The sequence below is a fragment of the Rhizobium sp. CG4 genome (assembly GCF_023701965.1).
GTDB lineage: Bacteria > Pseudomonadota > Alphaproteobacteria > Rhizobiales > Rhizobiaceae > Agrobacterium.
Genome location: NZ_JABAEG010000004.1, coordinates 249861 through 266589 on the forward strand (window position 1 = coordinate 249861; position 16729 = coordinate 266589).

Genomic DNA, 16729 nt, shown 5'->3' on the forward strand with positions numbered 1-16729 from the left:
TTTATGACACCGCTTATGGACGCAGAACCGAGCCGTCAGTCTCAGTGATCAGTTATCCATTCTGCTTGTTGCTCGAAACGGTCAAATCCGGTTCCGGTTCCCAACCGAAAACGCTGCGACCGCCCCATTCGTGAGAATGGGCATATTCACCGGCAACTATCTCCTTGAGGTCGGGTCCGGTGACATAACGCTCCATCTCGCGGGCTTGGGCATCAAGCCGCTGCAGCGCCTGCAATTCTTCATCACGCCCCAGTCGCGCCTTGCTGACCGCGGACTTCATGACCCGGATGGTTTCGTCATAGACCTTCAAGGGCACCGGGAACGGATGACGATCCTTGCCGCCATGCGCCAGCGAAAAACGGGCTGGATCAGAAAAACGACAGGGCGTGCCATGCACGACCTCTGATACCATTGCCAAGGCGCGCACGGTTCTCGCACCTACACCCGGTGTTAGGATGAGGTCTTCAAAATCCTTGGGCCCACGATCGGCTGCTGCCGCCAGCGCACCGTGTAGCCGTCGCATGTTGACGTCTTTTTCCCGGACATCATGGTGGTCAGGCATGATCAGATGCGGCAGCATCGGTTGTGCGACCGGTTCTTTTGCTTTTCCCGAAGGTTCCAGTACAGACAATTCCTGCAGGATACGATCGGGTCCGAGCGCCGACAGTAGATCGACCTGACCGATACGCGACGGTGCCGCTCTGCTATCGGCGAGATTAACGATGTTGCCCTGCTGTCTGCCTTCGATTGCCGAATGCGGAGAATCGACAAAACTGCTCATCCCCTCTGATAGCCAGTGGTAACGGCGCGCCTGACGTCGTTCGCCATTCATGCCTTGCTGAACAACCACCCATTTGCCGTCGTCCGTGACGATGAAACCATGCAGATAAAGATCGAATCCGTCCTGCACAGCGGCGCTATCGATCTTGGCGACCAGACGGCTGGTATTGGCCAATTCGTCGCCATTCAGACCGGTTCGGCTGGCGATGGCAATCAATTCATTGGGTGTTTTCCGCGAATGCTGGCCACGTCCTCCGCAGACATGAATGCCCAATTCGCCTGACATCGGCGTTAGTCCACGTTTCAGCGCACCGATCACGCTGGTGGTAATGCCTGAAGAGTGCCAGTCCATGCCCATGACACTGCCAAACGACTGGAACCAGAATGGATGGGCGAGGCGCCGCAAAAGTTCATCACGACCGTAATGGATCACGATTGCTTCTGAAATGATGGCGCCAAGGCGTGTCATCCGGTCGCCAAGCCAACGCGGGACGTGTCCGCTATGAAGGGGAAGATCAGCACTGCCAGCTCGTTTGACCATGGTCTTCTTATAGATCTCCGGCAGTCACGCTCACAAGTAAAATCGCATGTCACAGAAGTCAGGATCGCTGCGCAGTGACCAAAAACACAGCCCCCTGATCACCAGTATCTTGCAGCGTAATATCTCCGCCATGTGAGGCCAGCATGGTGCGGGCGATCTCAAGTCCCATGCCCGTGCCGCCATCTTGCCGCCGGGTGGAGAAAAACGGCTGGAATATGCGTTCGCGATTGGCTTGCAAAATACCATTGCCATTGTCGGCGACCAAAATCCGCACGATCTGCACATCGGCTTGCGCCTCAATATCCACACGCGTCGCACCATTCTGGAATGCATTTTCGGCGAGATTGCCGAACACCACGGCCGCAGCTTCGATCGGCAGTGCAAACCGAATGCCCGGTTGGCCGGACAGGCCAATCACATGGTGTGGAAACCGATCGCGCAGCATGTTGCAGACATCATCTGCCGTGCTTTGATCGGCGGGTATAGGGATTTCGGCATAGGCCAGTTCCCTCAATCTGGCCAGCAAAAGGTCCAGCCGTTTGGAATCGGCAATGATGTTGTCAAGAAAACGCTGGCGTTCCTCCTTGGTCATTGGCTGTTCGTCGTCGTCATCACGCATCAGTTCGGCAGCACCGCGGATTGACGTCAGCGGCGATTTAAGCTCGTGCGATACATGCGCCGCAAACGAACGGACATATTCGTTGCGATCGACCAGCTTGCTGGCAAGATCGAGAAAACTTTGCGACAGGGTCGCAATCTCGTTTGTGCCGTAACTGTCAAGCGGCTGGATTGCCGCCCGTCCCCCGCGCGCGATTTCATCGGAACGCGAAATCAGCGCGTTGATCGGCCCGGTAATGTTGCGGCTAAGCACATAGGCAACACCGAGCGTCACCAGAAGCACGCCCAACAACGCTCCCGCCTCCGTTGTGGTCGTCAGGGACGCCGTGCTATCGATGGTGCGAAACCAGATGATGCTGATAATCGGCAGCGCCATGATCGACAGCAGCACCGAATACACGATCAGGGCCAGTCGTGGCCGCCATTTTGACTTTACCTGCGGTGCCGGCATGTCAATGACCCCGCTCAGTATCGACGCGCAGCTTGAAACCGACACCATGGACTGTCGTGATCACGCTGTCGGCGCCAACAGCTGCAAGTTTTGCCCTGATGTTACGGATGTGGCTGTCAATGGTCCGGTCGGCGACGTAAGTTCCCGGGCCGTATGCCGCCTCCATCAATTGTTCACGGCTGAACACCATGCCCGGACGCGCCATCAGTGTTTCGAGAATGGCAAATTCCAGCGTGGTTGGGAGAACGGCATTGCCCGCGAAGGTCACAGTCCTGCCAGCACTTTCCAGCCGCAGTTCCCCAACGGTTAAATCCTGTTCGTTTCGACCTGCTGTGCTTGTCGTGCCGGTTCGTTTGAGAATGGTTTTGACCCGCGCGACCAGTTCGCGTGGGCTAAACGGTTTGGTGACATAGTCATCGCCACCGATCTCGAGCCCCAGGATCCGGTCGATTTCCTCGTCCCGCGCCGAGAGAAACAGGATGGGAATAGAGGATGTCTTGCGGATTTGCCGGCAGACGTCTAGGCCGTCCATGTCAGGCATACCGATATCAAGAACGATGAAATCGATTTTGCTCGCACGAAACGTTGCCATCGCCTGTGTGCCGGTTCCGGCCGTAGCAGTCGCCATGCCAGCGCGTTCAAGTGCAAAACAGATCACCTCACGGATGTTCGGCTCGTCATCGACGACAAGAATGCGCGGCACCACAAGGTCTCCTGATAATTCCAATGTGTCGTTGATATCGCTGTTTCATTGTTCGATCAAAGCGGTAGACCGAATATAGTTTGCAATTCTGTGGTCCCGGTAGTTCCAGCTTCGCCAATCCAATGAGCGCATTGCAAACCTGGTAGCAAGACGATCCCTCATGCGCTTCGCCATCTCGTGCCTCCAGTCATGTCCTGGCACTTTTGCAACATAGATATCGATAGCCGGGATTGCCGATGGTCCAAGTGAATTGAGGTAATACAAGTCGAGTGGTGTGCCCAACTGACTGACCTCCGCACTGTTTTCGACATTGAAGCGGGCAATAAAGTCCGAGAAATCGAAGAATGCAGAGATGTAAAGAACAGCCAGCAGCGTCGCGACATTCATGGAAATCAGCCATTCATTGGACCGGCGCAATGCAATGCGCAGCAGGATGAAGACCAGACCTGCCGCCACCAGGCCCATCCAGATACCGGCTGCCATGCGCAGACCTGTCAGCGAATAGGTCTGCACGTAAAGATCGAGTCTGAGAATGGACGATAGGCAGAGCAGGACGTTCTGCAAAATCCAGGCAATCACCAGCATGCGGATCAGACGGCTGCTGTCACCGGGACCGCCACTGCGCATGGCAATCAGCACGAAGGCTGCTGCAAGCAAGGCGGTTGCCACAAGCGGATAGGCACCACGATGGGCATATTCCGCATGGCTCATATCGGTCGGCAGTTCCGCGCCGCCCCACAGATACAGCACATCCAGCGTCGTCTGCATGGCAAACAGCAGGTTGAAGATCCACAGGCACCGGAGGAGGGCGGTGTGATCGAGAAAGCCTGTCGATTGACGGCTGACCTGCGGGGTTTCGGTAATGTGATGTCTGATTTTGCGTATCAGGCGCGGACGCAGTATCGCCGAGATACCGATTGCTGCAAGCAACCAGAACCCGATGCGCGTGATATCAAAGAGGTTTATCAGAAAGCTGAGATCGATATTGTGCAGCCCCATCGCGATCAATGGATTGGCCACCGTGAACAACAGCAGGAACACCAGTCCCATGCCGAGCGGCAACAGCCAGCCGGCAAGCGACGTCAACGTCGTTCCGAAAATTGGTTTTCCCGAATGCGAGACGAAATAGCGGCGGCAGAAGTGCGGCAAACGCAACGGCACCAGCGGAATGAACCGCAGCAGCGTCAGCGGTACGCCCATTGGCGTTTTCGGCAATAGATTTGTACAAAAAAGCGCGATGGAAACGACAGCCGTCATCGCTAAGATAACACCTGTTACGCTTGGCGTTTCCAGTAAGGGTGCTGCGGCTAGCGCAGAAATACCCAGGCAGGTGGCTGCCTTGATGCCGCTCGGTGGTCGGCGTGCTGTCATGAGAATGGCTGATGTCAGCGATAGAGAAAACAGGAAAAGGTTAAGGCCCGGCGCCTGCTGGAAAATCAGATAATCGGCGACTGCAATCGTCGCAATGAACACCAGCAGCAGTTTTTTGTCGGCAAGGGTACGGGGTGGGGCAACAGTTTGCGTGTGTGTCAGTTGCATATCGGTACCTCACGCTTTTGCGGCTGAAGGCGTCGAGTCCTGTCTTGGCTTATAGATGAAGGCGGGATGCGGGTTTCAACGTAGGAATTATCTTCCAACCACCAACTTTCTTGCAGCAGACTGTAAGGCAGGCGGGGAAGGGCGGCTTGATCAGGGATGAGGTGCTTTTTCATATGAACAGGCTAGGCCCGGCGTTTGCAGATTTTGTGCAGACGATGAGCAGCTATTCAGGAATTTATACGGCGTGCGCCTTTTGACGCCATCGAAATAAACCCGTCTGCCAGGGCGTCAGGCATTGCGCTGTGCGGCGGCACCTGCTGCAATCATCATGATGATCTCATCAAGCTCATGCCCGAGGCGTTCTGGCGGCAAGCCGACAAATCGCGCTTCCAACGTGATGCTGATGATGCCGTGGACGGCACCAAACAGCGTGCGGGCACGCACGGCGCGATCTTCCGCACTCATGTCAGGCTGCAATTCGGCCAGAGGCTCGGCAATGATGCTGAGCAGAAACAGATGCTCGTCGAGATGCCACTGGGGGGCGGGCGATTCTTCCGGCGGATAATGTTCGAACAGCGCCTTCCAGAGATTGCGATTGGCCATCGCAAACTTCAGATAACCTTGCCCGAGATTGCGCAACTTTTCGGTTGGTGACTTGTCCTTGACCTCAGCCAGCGCCAATGACTGCTCGAGAGCCTTTAATGTCGTCGAATTCACGTGGATGATCAGATCATTGAGATCCGTGTAGGCACTATAGAGACCACCCAGCGCACAGCCAGCATCATGCGTGACATCACGTGCCCGCAAATTTGCCAAGCCATCGCGTTTTATGCGGTCACGCGCCGCTTCCAGCAATCGCGCCTTGAGATCTTCCCGTTTTTCTTCCCGTCGACCCATGCCAGCCACCTCGTAATAATTCTGAACAGTGTTCAAATTAAATATTGAACACTGTTCATTTTTATGCGAAACACAAAATCATGAACAACGTTCATAAACGGGAGAGGCCCAATGTTCAACCGGATCACAACAGTTTTACGTAGCCGCCTCGTCACCGCAGCCTGAACCTCATTTCAACACATCAAGGGATTAAAGCCGTGAATGACAGTTTTCAGAAACATTCCTCCACCTGGGTCAGCTTTTCCTACATCTCCTTCGGTGCTGCCGCTTTCATGCTGGTGCTTGGCATCTGGATGATGCCACTTGATCTCTGGGGCAAGGGATATCTCGCCATGGGCATTCTCATGCTCGTTCAGACCACGGTCAACATGACCAAGACCCTGCGTGACAATGCTGAATCGGAAAAGCTAATGCGCAAGATCGAAGACGCAAAGACTGAAAAACTGATGGTAAAGTTCAACCGCGATAGCGACAGCTAAAATAATATTAACCACACCCTGGGGTTGTTTTAGCTGTCAATAATTACCTAACGCCTCCATGGTTTTCCTGTCGCGATCGAAAAGGAAAGCGCCAATGCAAGATAGTCTGATTAAAACGAGGAAATTCGCGCCGCTGTTCTGGACGCAATTTCTGTCCGCGTTCAACGACAACTTTCTCAAACAGACGTTGATCTTCCTCATTCTGGCGAAGATGGCTGCGGAAGGTGCGGCCCTCGTGACCCTGGCAGGCGGCATCTTCATTGTGCCCTTCTTGGCGTTATCGGCACTTGGCGGTGAACTCGCCGACAAACACGACAAGGCACAGATGGCCGAAAGGTTGAAATTTGCCGAAATCGGCATCGCCGCCATCTCGGTTATCGGCATCGCCTTTTCATCGATCACTGTGCTGATGGTTGCGCTGTTCGGTTTCGGTGTCATCTCGGCACTGTTCGGACCGATCAAATACGGCATCCTGCCGGACCTTCTCGAAACAAAAGAACTGCCAAAGGCCAATGCCTGGATTGAGGGCGGCACCTTTATCGCCATCCTTACCGGTACGATCGTTGCCGCCTATGCCTTCGCCGAAGGTGACAGCGTCTGGATCTTCGGCCCGATGATGATGGTGCTGTCGGTTCTATGCTGGTTGTCGGCCCGCATGATCCCGCGTACTGGCGCACGGGCACCATCGCTGATCATCGACAAAAACGTGCTGCGTTCCAGCATGACTCTGGTGAAGGAACTGCGTGAGGATAGCCGCGTCTGGCGCTCAGCACTGATGAATTGCTGGTTCTGGTTTGTCGGCGCCTTTGTCATGTCGATGTTGCCGATCATGGTCACCGAAATCCTTGGTGGTTCCGAACTGATCGTTCCTGCCTATCTGGCAACCTTCGCAATCTCGATTGCAATCGGCTCGGCGATTGCCGGCTGGATGTCGGCCGGTCGTGTCGTTCTTCTGCCCGCACCTGTTGGCATCGCCATCGTTGCCCTGTTCGGTATCGATCTTGCGTGGAATCTCTGGGGTCTGCAGTCGTCAGCACATGCCGATACCATGGCCGCCTTCTTCGCCGGTCAAAACACCATTCGTGTGGCGATCGATCTCGCTGGCATGGCCATCGGTGGCGCATTCCTCGCCGTTCCGACCTTTGCTGCCATGCAGACCTGGGCCGATGAGACACGCCGTGCCCGCGTTATTGGCGGCGCCAATGTTCTTTCAGCCCTGTTCATCACCAGTGGCCTGGCGCTGGTTGCCATTCTACAGGCGATTGGCGTGTCGGTGCCAATGATCATTCTTGGCCTGTCGCTCATCAATCTCGCTGTGGCTTGGCTGATGCTGAAGTTTCTGCCAACCAACCCGTTCCGCGATTTTATTTCGATCCTGTTCCGCGCATTCATGCGACTGGAAGTTGAGGGACTGGAGAACATCCGCAAGGCTGGTCGCGCACCGATTATTGCCCTTAACCACGTCAGTTTCCTAGATGGCGCGCTGGCGTTGGCCATCACCGAAGAAGAGCCAGTCTTTGCCGTTGACTACAAGATCGCGCAGGCCTGGTGGGTGCGCCCATTCCTGAAAATGTGCAAGTTCCTGCCGCTTGACCCGACCAAACCGATGGCGACACGTTCGCTGATCAAGGTGGTGCAGGATGGCAATTCTATCGGTATTTTCCCCGAGGGGCGCCTGACGGTGACCGGCACTCTGATGAAGGTTTACGACGGCGCCGCCATGGTGGCCGACAAGACCGGCTCGATGGTTGTTCCTGTTCGTATTGATGGGCTGGAAAAGAGCTATTTTTCACGCCTGTCCGGCGGCCAGGTTCGTCGTCGCTTGTTCCCCAAGGTCAAAGTCACCATTCTAGAGCCGGTTCGTCTTGATGTTCCAGATGAACTGAAAGGACGCAAGCGTCGCATTGCAGCCGGTGCGGCACTCTACAAGATCATGTCGATGTTGCTGTTCAAGACGACGGATACCAACCTCACTGTTCTCGAACGCATCATCAAGACAGCGAAGGAGAAAGGTGGCAGCAAACTTGCCGTCGAAGATCCGATCAGCGGTCCGCTGTCCTACGGCAAGTTGCTGACCGGTGCTGCCGTACTCGGCGCAAAGTTCAAAGCCTTGTTCCCGCATGAAAAGAACCTCGGCGTCATGTTGCCGAATGCCAACGGCACAGCCGCCACAGTTCTCGGCGTCATGTCGGCAGGCAAGGTCCCGGCGATGTTGAACTTCACGGCTGGTGCCGCCAATATCCTGTCGGCCTGCAAGGCGGCGCAGGTGAAACATGTGTTGTGCTCGCGTGCATTCGTCACGCAGGGCAAGCTTGCTCCGATCATATCAGAACTGGAAAAGGACGTGACCATTGTCTGGCTAGATGATCTGCGTGATACAATCACCACTTTTGACAAGATCAAGGGACTGATCCGTCGTTACAAACCGCTGGTGAAACAGACAGCGGAAGACACGGCCGTGATCCTGTTTACCTCGGGTTCGGAAGGTGCGCCAAAGGGTGTGGTGCTGACGCACCGCAACATCCTGTCAAATGCAGCCCAGGCCGCGTCGCGCATCGACTTCCACTCCGGCGACAAGGTGTTCAATATTCTGCCGGTCTTTCATTCCTTCGGCCTGACCGCTGGAACCGTCCTGCCGCTGGTCGCCGGTGTCCCGGTCTATTTCTATCCGTCGCCGCTGCATTACCGCATCGTGCCGGAGCTGATCTACACGTCCAATGCCACCATCATTTTTGGCACCGACACTTTCCTCAACGGTTACGCGCGCACCGCACATCCCTATGACTTCCGTTCGATCCGCTACATCTTTTCCGGTGCCGAACCGGTCAAGGCGTCGACACGCGAAACCTATATGGAAAAATTCGGCCTGCGTATTCTGGAAGGTTACGGTGTAACGGAAACGGCACCAGTCATTTCGCTCAACACACCAATGTTCAACCGTTCCGGCACCGTCGGCAAGATCATGCCCGGCATGGAATGGAAACTGGAACCAGTGCCGGGCATTGATGAAGGTGGCCGTCTGTTCATCCGTGGCGCCAATGTCATGGCCGGTTATCTGAAGGCCGAAAACCCCGGTGTGATCGAACCGCTGGTAGACGGCTGGCACGATACGGGCGATATCGTCACCATTGACGAAGACGGGTTTGTCACCATTCGCGGCCGTGCCAAGCGCTTTGCCAAGATCGGCGGTGAAATGGTGTCGCTGGCAACGGTGGAAGCACTGGCAGGCCAGTTGTGGCCGGGCAGTCTTTCCGTCGTCTCATCCGTGCCGGACGCCAAAAAGGGTGAGCGCCTCATCCTGCTGACGGATGCCCCTAGTGCGACGCGTGCAACCTTTGCAAGCTTTGCGAAGTCGAAGGGCGCAATGGACATGATGGTGCCTGCCGAAGTAACTATTGGTGCCGTGCCGGTTCTTGGTTCGGGCAAGGTCGACTTTGTTGCCGCGAGAAAACTCGCTTTGTCGACGCAGCCGGGTAGCAACGCGGCCTGATGTTTCAAACCCTGCGGACGGCAAGCAATTTGCCGTCCGTATCCATGTCTCATCAGACATGAAGGGGGAAGTGGGCGCTCGCTCAAAGCGTGCTCTGCCACTTCCGCGATGAATGCATCAAACACCGACCGATTGATGCCGCCGTCTCCCGCCGCGGCGGCATCCTGAAACATCTGACGACCCGATCAGATTTCCTTGATTAGCTGCTCGGCAATCCGTACGCTGAGTGCTGCGCCTGTCAGCGTCGGGTTCATGCACGATGCCGATGGCATGACGCTCGTCCCGGCAATGAACATGTTGGGATGGTCGTGTGTACGACAATCACGATCAACAACGGAATCTGTCGGGTCATCACCCATGCGGGTCGTGCCCATGACGTGCTGGCGGTTCTGCCATTTCACATCTGTGGACAGCACTTCGGCATCTAGCAGTTCTGCGATCTTGTTGAGATCCTGCAATCCGCGATCACGACCCGCATTCCAGTAGTCGGTCACGCTGTAATAGAGGACCGGGACAGGAATGCCGAGTGCATCGAACTTTGTTTTCGATGGCGTGACGCGGTTTTCGGCCAGTGGCAGCGGTTCGAAATCGATGGCCCAGTTCAAGGAACGTGCCGAATATTTTCGGATCTGCTCATCCAGCTTGGAACCGAGAATACCCTTTTTGATGAAACCTTCAGTCATCTGCGCGGTCGGAACAGTGTTGCGCACCTTGATCTTATAACTGGGGTAGTCCTTGCGGAATTCGCCATCACGCTGGTTGAGATACACCAGCAGTTCCGTTGGGCCTTCACCCGGCCACATATCTTCCTTGGTCAGCATGTTCATGCTGATACCGGTATGGTCCATGAGGTTACGACCAACCTGATCCGAGGAATTGGCGATGCCGTTTGGATATTTTTCCGATGTCGAAATCAGCAACAGTTTGGCGGATTCAATACCATAGGCAGCCAGCACGAAATATTTTGCCGTCAGACGATGCTCGGAATTGTCGGGCTTCTTGTACCAGATGGCGGTGATCTTGCCGTCGTCACCCGCTTCGATCTTATAGACCGGCGAGTTGTCGAGCAATTTGGCACCGTGACGTTCCGCTTCGTCGATATGCATCGAACCATCGTATTTTGCGCCGATCGGACAGACCGGATTGCAATTGTTGTTGCCGGCGCATATCGGACGATTGCCGTAAGGACGCGAAGCGCGACCATGGGGCTCCAGGACCGGGTTGAAGCCACCGACCAGCAGCTTTTCAGCCAGCGTGTCGAACATATAGGTGGAGTTCAATTGCTTCATCGGAAACGGCATGGAGCGTGGGGGCATAGGGCCACCGCCCTGACCGCTTTCGTCCTGTCCGTCGGTGCCGGTAACGCCCAGTTCCAGTTCGGCCTTGTTGTAATATTGTTCTAGATCATCATAGCCGATCGGCCAGTCACGACCGCGACCGTAAAGGGTCTGGATCTTGAAGTCGTTGGGTATCATGCGCCACAGCGCCGAGCCGAAATGCCAGGTCGTGCCACCAACCACACGCAGATAGGAGGTGTTGTATTTGACCGGACCTTCATACTGCAGATAATCGCCATAGGTGGAGGGCGCCCATGGCATGCTTGGAAAGGGAGAGCCCGCACCTTGCAGCTTGGCATTGGCGAGCGACAGTTTGACCGGCGCATTACGGTAGGTCTCGACGATTTCGCGGCGATCAACGCGCGGTCCAGCCTCCAGCACGATGACCTTCTTGCCCGCCTTGGCGAGATTGGAGGCGATAATGCCGCCCATTACGCCGGAGCCGATAACGATCAGGTCGGCATCATAAGATGTGTTTGCCATTTCAAGTGTTCCTGTCAGATCTTGCTGCCGGGCTTAGGTCCCCAGGCGTTAGGGCCTGGACCATAAGACGGAATGGTGAGAAGGCCCTTGGTCGGGCGGTACATCAGGGAATCGGCATAGGTGATAAGCTCGGCATCTTCCGGCTCGCCAACCACACCGAGATACCAGGCGGAAACGATCTTGGTTGCAGTCTTCATCAACGCGGGGTCGGTGCCGGAAAGGGCGAGAAAACCATCCATATCCGACACGCCGGATTGTTTGATGAGGTTTGACAATGTCGCCATGCTTGCATCCAGCTCGGCATCACGTTTTTTCAGTGCGGCCAGAAAACGGCCGCCGATAACCGGATCGAGTGTGTAGCCGGTCAGGAACTCTGACAGCTGTGTAAAGGACGTCACAGCATCATCTGTGGCAGCGGCCGAAAGTGGGCCAGTCAGGTCGGCAAACACCGCCAGACCTGTAATTGCGACAGTGGTACGCAGGAAGCCGCGACGCGAGACATGTCCTGTGGCAGACGGGGGAAAATTATCGAGAGGCATCAGGATCTCCGGTGGAGCTGTAAGGCAAAAAGGAAGGGACGGTCGTACGCCTTAAGAGGCAGGCGAACGACGACGGCGGATCAACAGCCAGGAGATCAACCCGACCACAAAGACACCACAGGCAATTGCTGCAGGAGCAGCAAGCGGCGCGAGCCTGACGATCAACGGCTTTTCACCACCCTCGCGAACAAGGGCGACATCTGCAGCACTGACCTTGACGGCGGGATTGCCGTAATTGGTCAGAACATAATTGCTGACATCGGCAATATCTTCGTCAGACAGACGATCCGTGTAGGAGGCATCAGGTCCAAAAGCCGGCATGAAGGCCACGTTGTCGCCAACTGTGCGATGGACACCGTATAGGACTGTCGCAATCAGATTGTCGGCCCGGTGCGCAGCGGTTGCGGTATTTTTAAACAGCGATGGGTAGTGCAGGTTACCCTGGCCTTCCGGCTGATGGCAGGAAGCGCAGCTGCCACTGAAAATATGGAAACCGTTTTCGTTCGGCTCCTGTCCAGGCAGTCCACGCAGCGACGCTTCGATTTCTGTCGACGGCTTGCCGAGATCGGCACGCGATTGTTCGTCGCCGGACGCACTGGCAGGCACATCCCTCAGATAGGTGACGATTGCCTTGAGGTCTTCGTCAGGCAAGTGCTGCAGGCTGTTTTCAACCGCTTCGGCCATAGGCCCAGCAGCCTGCGCCTTGCCGCGGACATTGCCGGTCTTGAGATACTGCACGAGGTCGGCATCCGACCAGCCGCCAATGCCAGCCACCTTGTCAGAGGTGATGTTTGGCGCAAACCACGGACCGATCGCTCCGCCCGCCAAAGGCAGGCTACCGTCTTCGGCCATAAAACCATTTCGCGGTGTATGGCAGGTTCCACAGTGCTCAAGTGCCTCGGCGAGATAGGCGCCGTGGTTCCATTCCGCTGACTTAGCTGGGTTGGGTTCAAACCGCGTCTTATCGAGGAACAACATGTTCCACACGGCCATGGACAAGCGGATTGAAAACGGGAAGGGCAGTGCGGTCTGCTGCGGTTTATGGTCGTCCGCTTTCACCTCATTCATGAAATAAGCGTAGAGTGCCTTCATGTCTTCATCGGTGATCTTGGCATAGGCCGTATAGGGCATGGCCGGATAAAGATGGTTGCCATCCTTGGCGACACCGTCACGCACGGCGCGCGCGAATTCTTCCTCGCTGTAATTGCCGATGCCATCCGTTTTTGACGGTGTGATATTGGTCGAGAAAATCTTGCCAAGCGGTGTGTCGATGCCATAGCCACCGGCAAAAGGCGTTCCGCCATGCGGTGCAGTATGACAGGCAGCACAGTCGGCAGCAGTCGCCAGATAACGCCCACGCGCAATGAGGTCGGAAGAGGCGCTGATGGTGTCTTCTGCAAGCGCTAGACCGGACGTAGCGGCCAGCGCGGTCAGACAGAGAAATATGGGTGACAAGGCGGGAAGAAGCTTGGGCATAAACAACGTGCTTTCATCAAGCATGAACGATAAGTGCCAAACCGTGCTTCTCCTCCCACGAGCAAGGCCGATACGTGTCGCCGCGGCCCAGATAGCAACATCGCGGAAAACACCAGTCTTTCCGAAGCAATTCTTGCGCGAAAACGCTTAATTGGATAATTCCATACGGAAATATCAGCGTGTCGATGTGTCGCGGGTACGACTTGACGAGTGTCATAACGCCGCCCTCGCCATCTTGACTAGGCAGTTTTTTCTATAATCAGATTTCACCATACGTGAAAGGTTGGATGTGATGAAATTTGATCTGACGGACCTTCGTATCTTTCTGTCAGCAGTTGAAGGCGGTAGCCTGACAGCGGCGGCGGCGCAGAACAATATTGTTGTGGCAGCGGTGAGTGCCCGGCTAAAAAAGCTGGAAGAATCGTTCGACCTGCCCCTGCTAGAACGCACAGGAAGAGGTATTCGTCCCACACTTGCCGGAGACATGCTGGCGCGGCATGCCCGACAGGTTTTAAGCAGCGCACAGCGCATCGAGATCGAACTGAGCAATTTCTCGCACGGGCGCAGCGGTAATATCCGTTTCCTCTCAAACACAAATATGCTGGCAGAACATCTGCCAGCCGTCATGGGGCGATTTCTGGCCGCACATCCCGACATCAGCATCTCGGTTACCGATAAACCAAGCCTCGAAGTAGTGGCGCTGCTGAGAAACGGTGAGGCTGATATTGGCATCGTTGCGGCATCTGCCGACATGAGCGGTTTGGAGCGATGGCGTTTTGTGCCCGACAGACTGGTGCTGGTTGTGCCAAAGGATCACGCGCTGCTGGACGCCACCGATTTTTCACGCGTGCTCAGCGAGCGTATGATTACCTTACAACAGAAGGTAGCCTTGTCACAGTTCCTGCGAAGGCGAGCCGTCGAGCTTGGACGCGATGTCGATATTCGCATGCGCATGGATGGGTTTGAGGGCATCTGCGCCATGGTCGCGCAAGGGGCAGGCGTTGCAATCGTGCCGGAAAGCGCTGCCCTCCGTTATGGTCGCTTCATGGATTTTCGCATCGTGCAAATCCTCGACGATTGGGCCGACCGCGAACTTTATCTATGCGTTCGAAAGGAAGAACATCTTCCCCATCATGGAAAGAAGTTTCTTGCCCATTTGCTGTCTTATGTCAGCGAAGCATCCGCAACTGCTTGAACAGTGCCCTCTCCTGATTTGATGTAAATATGCGAGGTTCCAGCCATAGGAGCGGCACAATCATATACTGCAGTTCGGTAGCGCAGTAGTTGAGCTTTTCAGCATGCACGCGTAAAAATCTCTACATCCGTGTTATGCAGAATCGCGAATAGGAAGAACAGCGATGACCGAGATTTCTCCATTGCCCGTGAGCACCTTGCGTCTTGTGCTTGCCTATCTGGCAGCCTTCGTCGGCGCGACGGTCCTGTTTTACATCATCATCGTGGTAATGGCAGAGCTGTTCAATGTTGAGTTTCAAAACAGTGCAATGGGCTTCATTGTCGCCTTTGTCTCGGCAAATTATGTCGGCCAGTTCTGGTATTCGCGTGAGGCAAACCTGCCGGTTAAAGGCCGAATCTGGAAAATCACATTGCTTTGCGCATTGATCACCCTTGCCCTGTCAGGATTAATATTCTGGGGTGTCTATCATCTGATAGGCATAGACGGTCAGCGAAGCCTTTTCTCGTTGAGTGGCGATGACGCAACGATCATCGGCGGGTTTGTCGTAGGGCTGGTTCTGCTGCAGGTACTTGTTATTCGTTTCGGCATTGGTATGGGGCTGAAACAGGCCGCCAAACTGCAGGCACAGAAACTTGCCAAAAGCGGGTCCTGACAGCCGTATAAGGAAATCGGCTGTCAGGCGGTCATATCGCCTATCGGTTATAGACGGCCGTGATGCGAGCGCTTTCAATGCTGTTGGCGTGAACCATAAATCCGGTCAACGCATTGCTTGGATTTTCCGGCAGGTCGAGCTTGTCGACCGACAGGGCGTGGACCGTGAAAATGTAGCGGTGAACTTCACCCGGTGGCGGGCAAGCGCCACCGAAACCGGCAACGCCATAATCATTGCTGATTTGCTTGGCACCCGCTGGCATCTTGCCATTGGCACTTGCATTGAGTTCCAGGGAGGTCGCCGTGGCCGGGATATTCACGACATTCCAGTGCCACCAGCCCGAACCGGTTGGCGCATCCGGATCATAAGCGGTGATCGCAAAGCTTTTTGTGCCTTGCGGCGTGCCAGACCATGTCAGTTGAGGGGATTGGTTGTCGCCGCTGCAGCCAAAACCGGCAAAGACAAATGCCTTGTCAAGTTGCGCACCCTCGGCAATCGACGAGCTTGACAGCTTGAGGTCCTGTGCGCCCGCCATTGACGAAATCGTCGCAGCCAATAAGGCGGCGGAAAAAATGTCTTCTTCAACATGATGATGTCCTTCTGAACGGTTGATCATGGCGTCGAAGATATAATCTGGCGTTAGCTACCGCTTCCGGCTGACAATCAAATACTATCGGTAAACGCTCATTTTTCAGCAGAACGGATCGCTTTAGGCCTTATACCGAACCTTTTCCGAAAGGCGTCCGAAAAATGGGAAGGAGTCTTGAAGCCGCATCGAAGGGCGATCTGCGAAATCGATGTGCTGGTCGTCTGCAACTGAGCAAGCCCGTTTTCGAGGCGGGTATTGAGCAGGATTTCCGCAAATCCAAGACCTGATTTTGCAAGCCAGCGCCGCAGAGTTGCTTCACTCATCGCAAAATGCTGAGCGACCTCGGCGAGACGCCATGACCTGCTAATATCAGTCTCGATAAACCGTCGCACCTTGCTCCAAGGCTGGTCTTCACTGCGGGTGGGAAGTCGCACGCCATTTTGCTGCAACCAGATCAGCGGCTCCAGCAACCTGTGTTGTCTGACGATGGCAGGCAGATCATCCCGGTGAAGTGTTTCCTTGATGAGATCACGGATCGTTGAAATGTCGGTAGAGGCGGCACGGAGCAACTGGATACCTGCGGGTGACGTCGGCCTCGGCTGCTCGGCAAAAACGCTTTCAACCAGATCATGGGAAAAATAAACGCCATCTGCCAGATAGTTGGCGTTTGGAACCGGGCGGTTTTCCAGCGTCACAAGATCGCCCGGCGCGAATATCAGCAAATCCCCTTGTTCTGCGATCAATTCACCGCGCACAGGGCAGACCACACGCTTTGAGCCTGACTGAATGAAACACAGAAAGGCCTGGCCGATATAAAGATCGGTAAATGTTGCTGCCGTCGCCTGTGAGATCGGAAAGATCGAAACACTAGCAACTGGACTTGGTACCATCACGTCCTGATGTGCGTTTTTATGGTCCACTGGGATGATGCCCTTGCGCGGTAAATTCTCGCCCTAGCTT

The 16729-nt window shown here is 55.3% G+C and carries 14 protein-coding genes; 4 read left to right on the top strand and 10 right to left on the bottom strand.

Annotation, left to right across the window (positions count from 1 at the left end; all coding sequences use genetic code 11):
- Nucleotides 1-52 precede the first annotated feature (52 nt).
- The 5 genes from HGO37_RS14470 to HGO37_RS14490 form a co-directional block, all read right to left on the bottom strand.
- A complete protein-coding gene (locus HGO37_RS14470) occupies nt 53-1321 on the bottom strand; it encodes a DUF763 domain-containing protein (protein ID WP_250983907.1) in 1269 nt (422 codons plus the stop codon).
- A 58-nt stretch (nt 1322-1379) separates the two neighbouring features.
- On the bottom strand, nt 1380-2390 hold the full coding sequence (locus HGO37_RS14475; protein ID WP_250983908.1) for a HAMP domain-containing sensor histidine kinase: 1011 nt from the start codon (nt 2388-2390) through the stop codon (nt 1380-1382).
- 1 nt (nt 2391) lies between these two features.
- Entirely contained in the window at nt 2392-3096 is a 705-nt protein-coding gene (locus HGO37_RS14480; protein WP_250983909.1) for a response regulator, read from the bottom strand.
- A gap of 42 nt (nt 3097-3138) precedes the next feature.
- Complete coding sequence (locus tag HGO37_RS14485; protein ID WP_250983910.1) at nt 3139-4632, bottom strand: DUF4153 domain-containing protein; 1494 nt, start codon at nt 4630-4632, stop codon at nt 3139-3141.
- Nucleotides 4633-4920: 288 nt separating this feature from the next.
- Complete coding sequence (locus tag HGO37_RS14490) at nt 4921-5529, bottom strand: TetR/AcrR family transcriptional regulator (RefSeq protein WP_250983911.1); 609 nt, start codon at nt 5527-5529, stop codon at nt 4921-4923.
- Between the two features lie 197 nt (nt 5530-5726).
- On the opposite strand from HGO37_RS14490, the gene HGO37_RS14495 reads away from it, so the two are divergent.
- Together HGO37_RS14495 and HGO37_RS14500 are read left to right on the top strand one after the other, a co-directional pair.
- Nucleotides 5727-6008 carry a YiaA/YiaB family inner membrane protein gene (locus HGO37_RS14495; RefSeq protein WP_250983912.1) on the top strand — a complete coding sequence of 94 codons (282 nt, stop codon included), beginning with the start codon at nt 5727-5729 and terminating at the stop codon, nt 6006-6008.
- A gap of 94 nt (nt 6009-6102) precedes the next feature.
- Nucleotides 6103-9498: an acyl-[ACP]--phospholipid O-acyltransferase gene (locus HGO37_RS14500; RefSeq protein ID WP_250983913.1), complete on the top strand. Its 3396-nt coding sequence runs from the start codon at nt 6103-6105 to the stop codon at nt 9496-9498.
- A 185-nt stretch (nt 9499-9683) separates the two neighbouring features.
- On the opposite strand, the gene HGO37_RS14505 is transcribed toward HGO37_RS14500, so the two are convergent.
- Genes HGO37_RS14505 through HGO37_RS14515 form a run of 3 tightly spaced genes read right to left on the bottom strand, consistent with a single transcriptional unit; the run spans nt 9684 to nt 13333 of the window.
- Complete coding sequence (locus tag HGO37_RS14505) at nt 9684-11318, bottom strand: GMC family oxidoreductase (protein WP_250983914.1); 1635 nt, start codon at nt 11316-11318, stop codon at nt 9684-9686.
- A 14-nt stretch (nt 11319-11332) separates the two neighbouring features.
- Nucleotides 11333-11857: a sugar dehydrogenase complex small subunit gene (locus tag HGO37_RS14510; protein WP_250983915.1), complete on the bottom strand. Its 525-nt coding sequence runs from the start codon at nt 11855-11857 to the stop codon at nt 11333-11335.
- A gap of 51 nt (nt 11858-11908) precedes the next feature.
- The gene (locus HGO37_RS14515) at nt 11909-13333 is read right to left on the bottom strand and encodes a c-type cytochrome (protein ID WP_250983916.1); all 1425 of its coding nucleotides are present in this window, start codon (nt 13331-13333) and stop codon (nt 11909-11911) included.
- Between the two features lie 292 nt (nt 13334-13625).
- Between HGO37_RS14515 and HGO37_RS14520 the strand changes: the two genes are divergently transcribed.
- Nucleotides 13626-14528: a LysR family transcriptional regulator gene (locus tag HGO37_RS14520; protein WP_250983917.1), complete on the top strand. Its 903-nt coding sequence runs from the start codon at nt 13626-13628 to the stop codon at nt 14526-14528.
- A 163-nt stretch (nt 14529-14691) separates the two neighbouring features.
- Entirely contained in the window at nt 14692-15180 is a 489-nt protein-coding gene (locus HGO37_RS14525) for an ABZJ_00895 family protein (protein WP_250983918.1), read from the top strand.
- A gap of 40 nt (nt 15181-15220) precedes the next feature.
- On the opposite strand, the gene HGO37_RS14530 is transcribed toward HGO37_RS14525, so the two are convergent.
- Entirely contained in the window at nt 15221-15715 is a 495-nt protein-coding gene (locus tag HGO37_RS14530) for a YbhB/YbcL family Raf kinase inhibitor-like protein (protein ID WP_250983919.1), read from the bottom strand.
- 149 nt (nt 15716-15864) lie between these two features.
- Nucleotides 15865-16689 (bottom strand): helix-turn-helix transcriptional regulator, encoded by an 825-nt coding sequence (locus HGO37_RS14535; protein WP_250983920.1) that lies wholly within the window; start codon nt 16687-16689, stop codon nt 15865-15867.
- Nucleotides 16690-16729 lie beyond the last annotated feature (40 nt).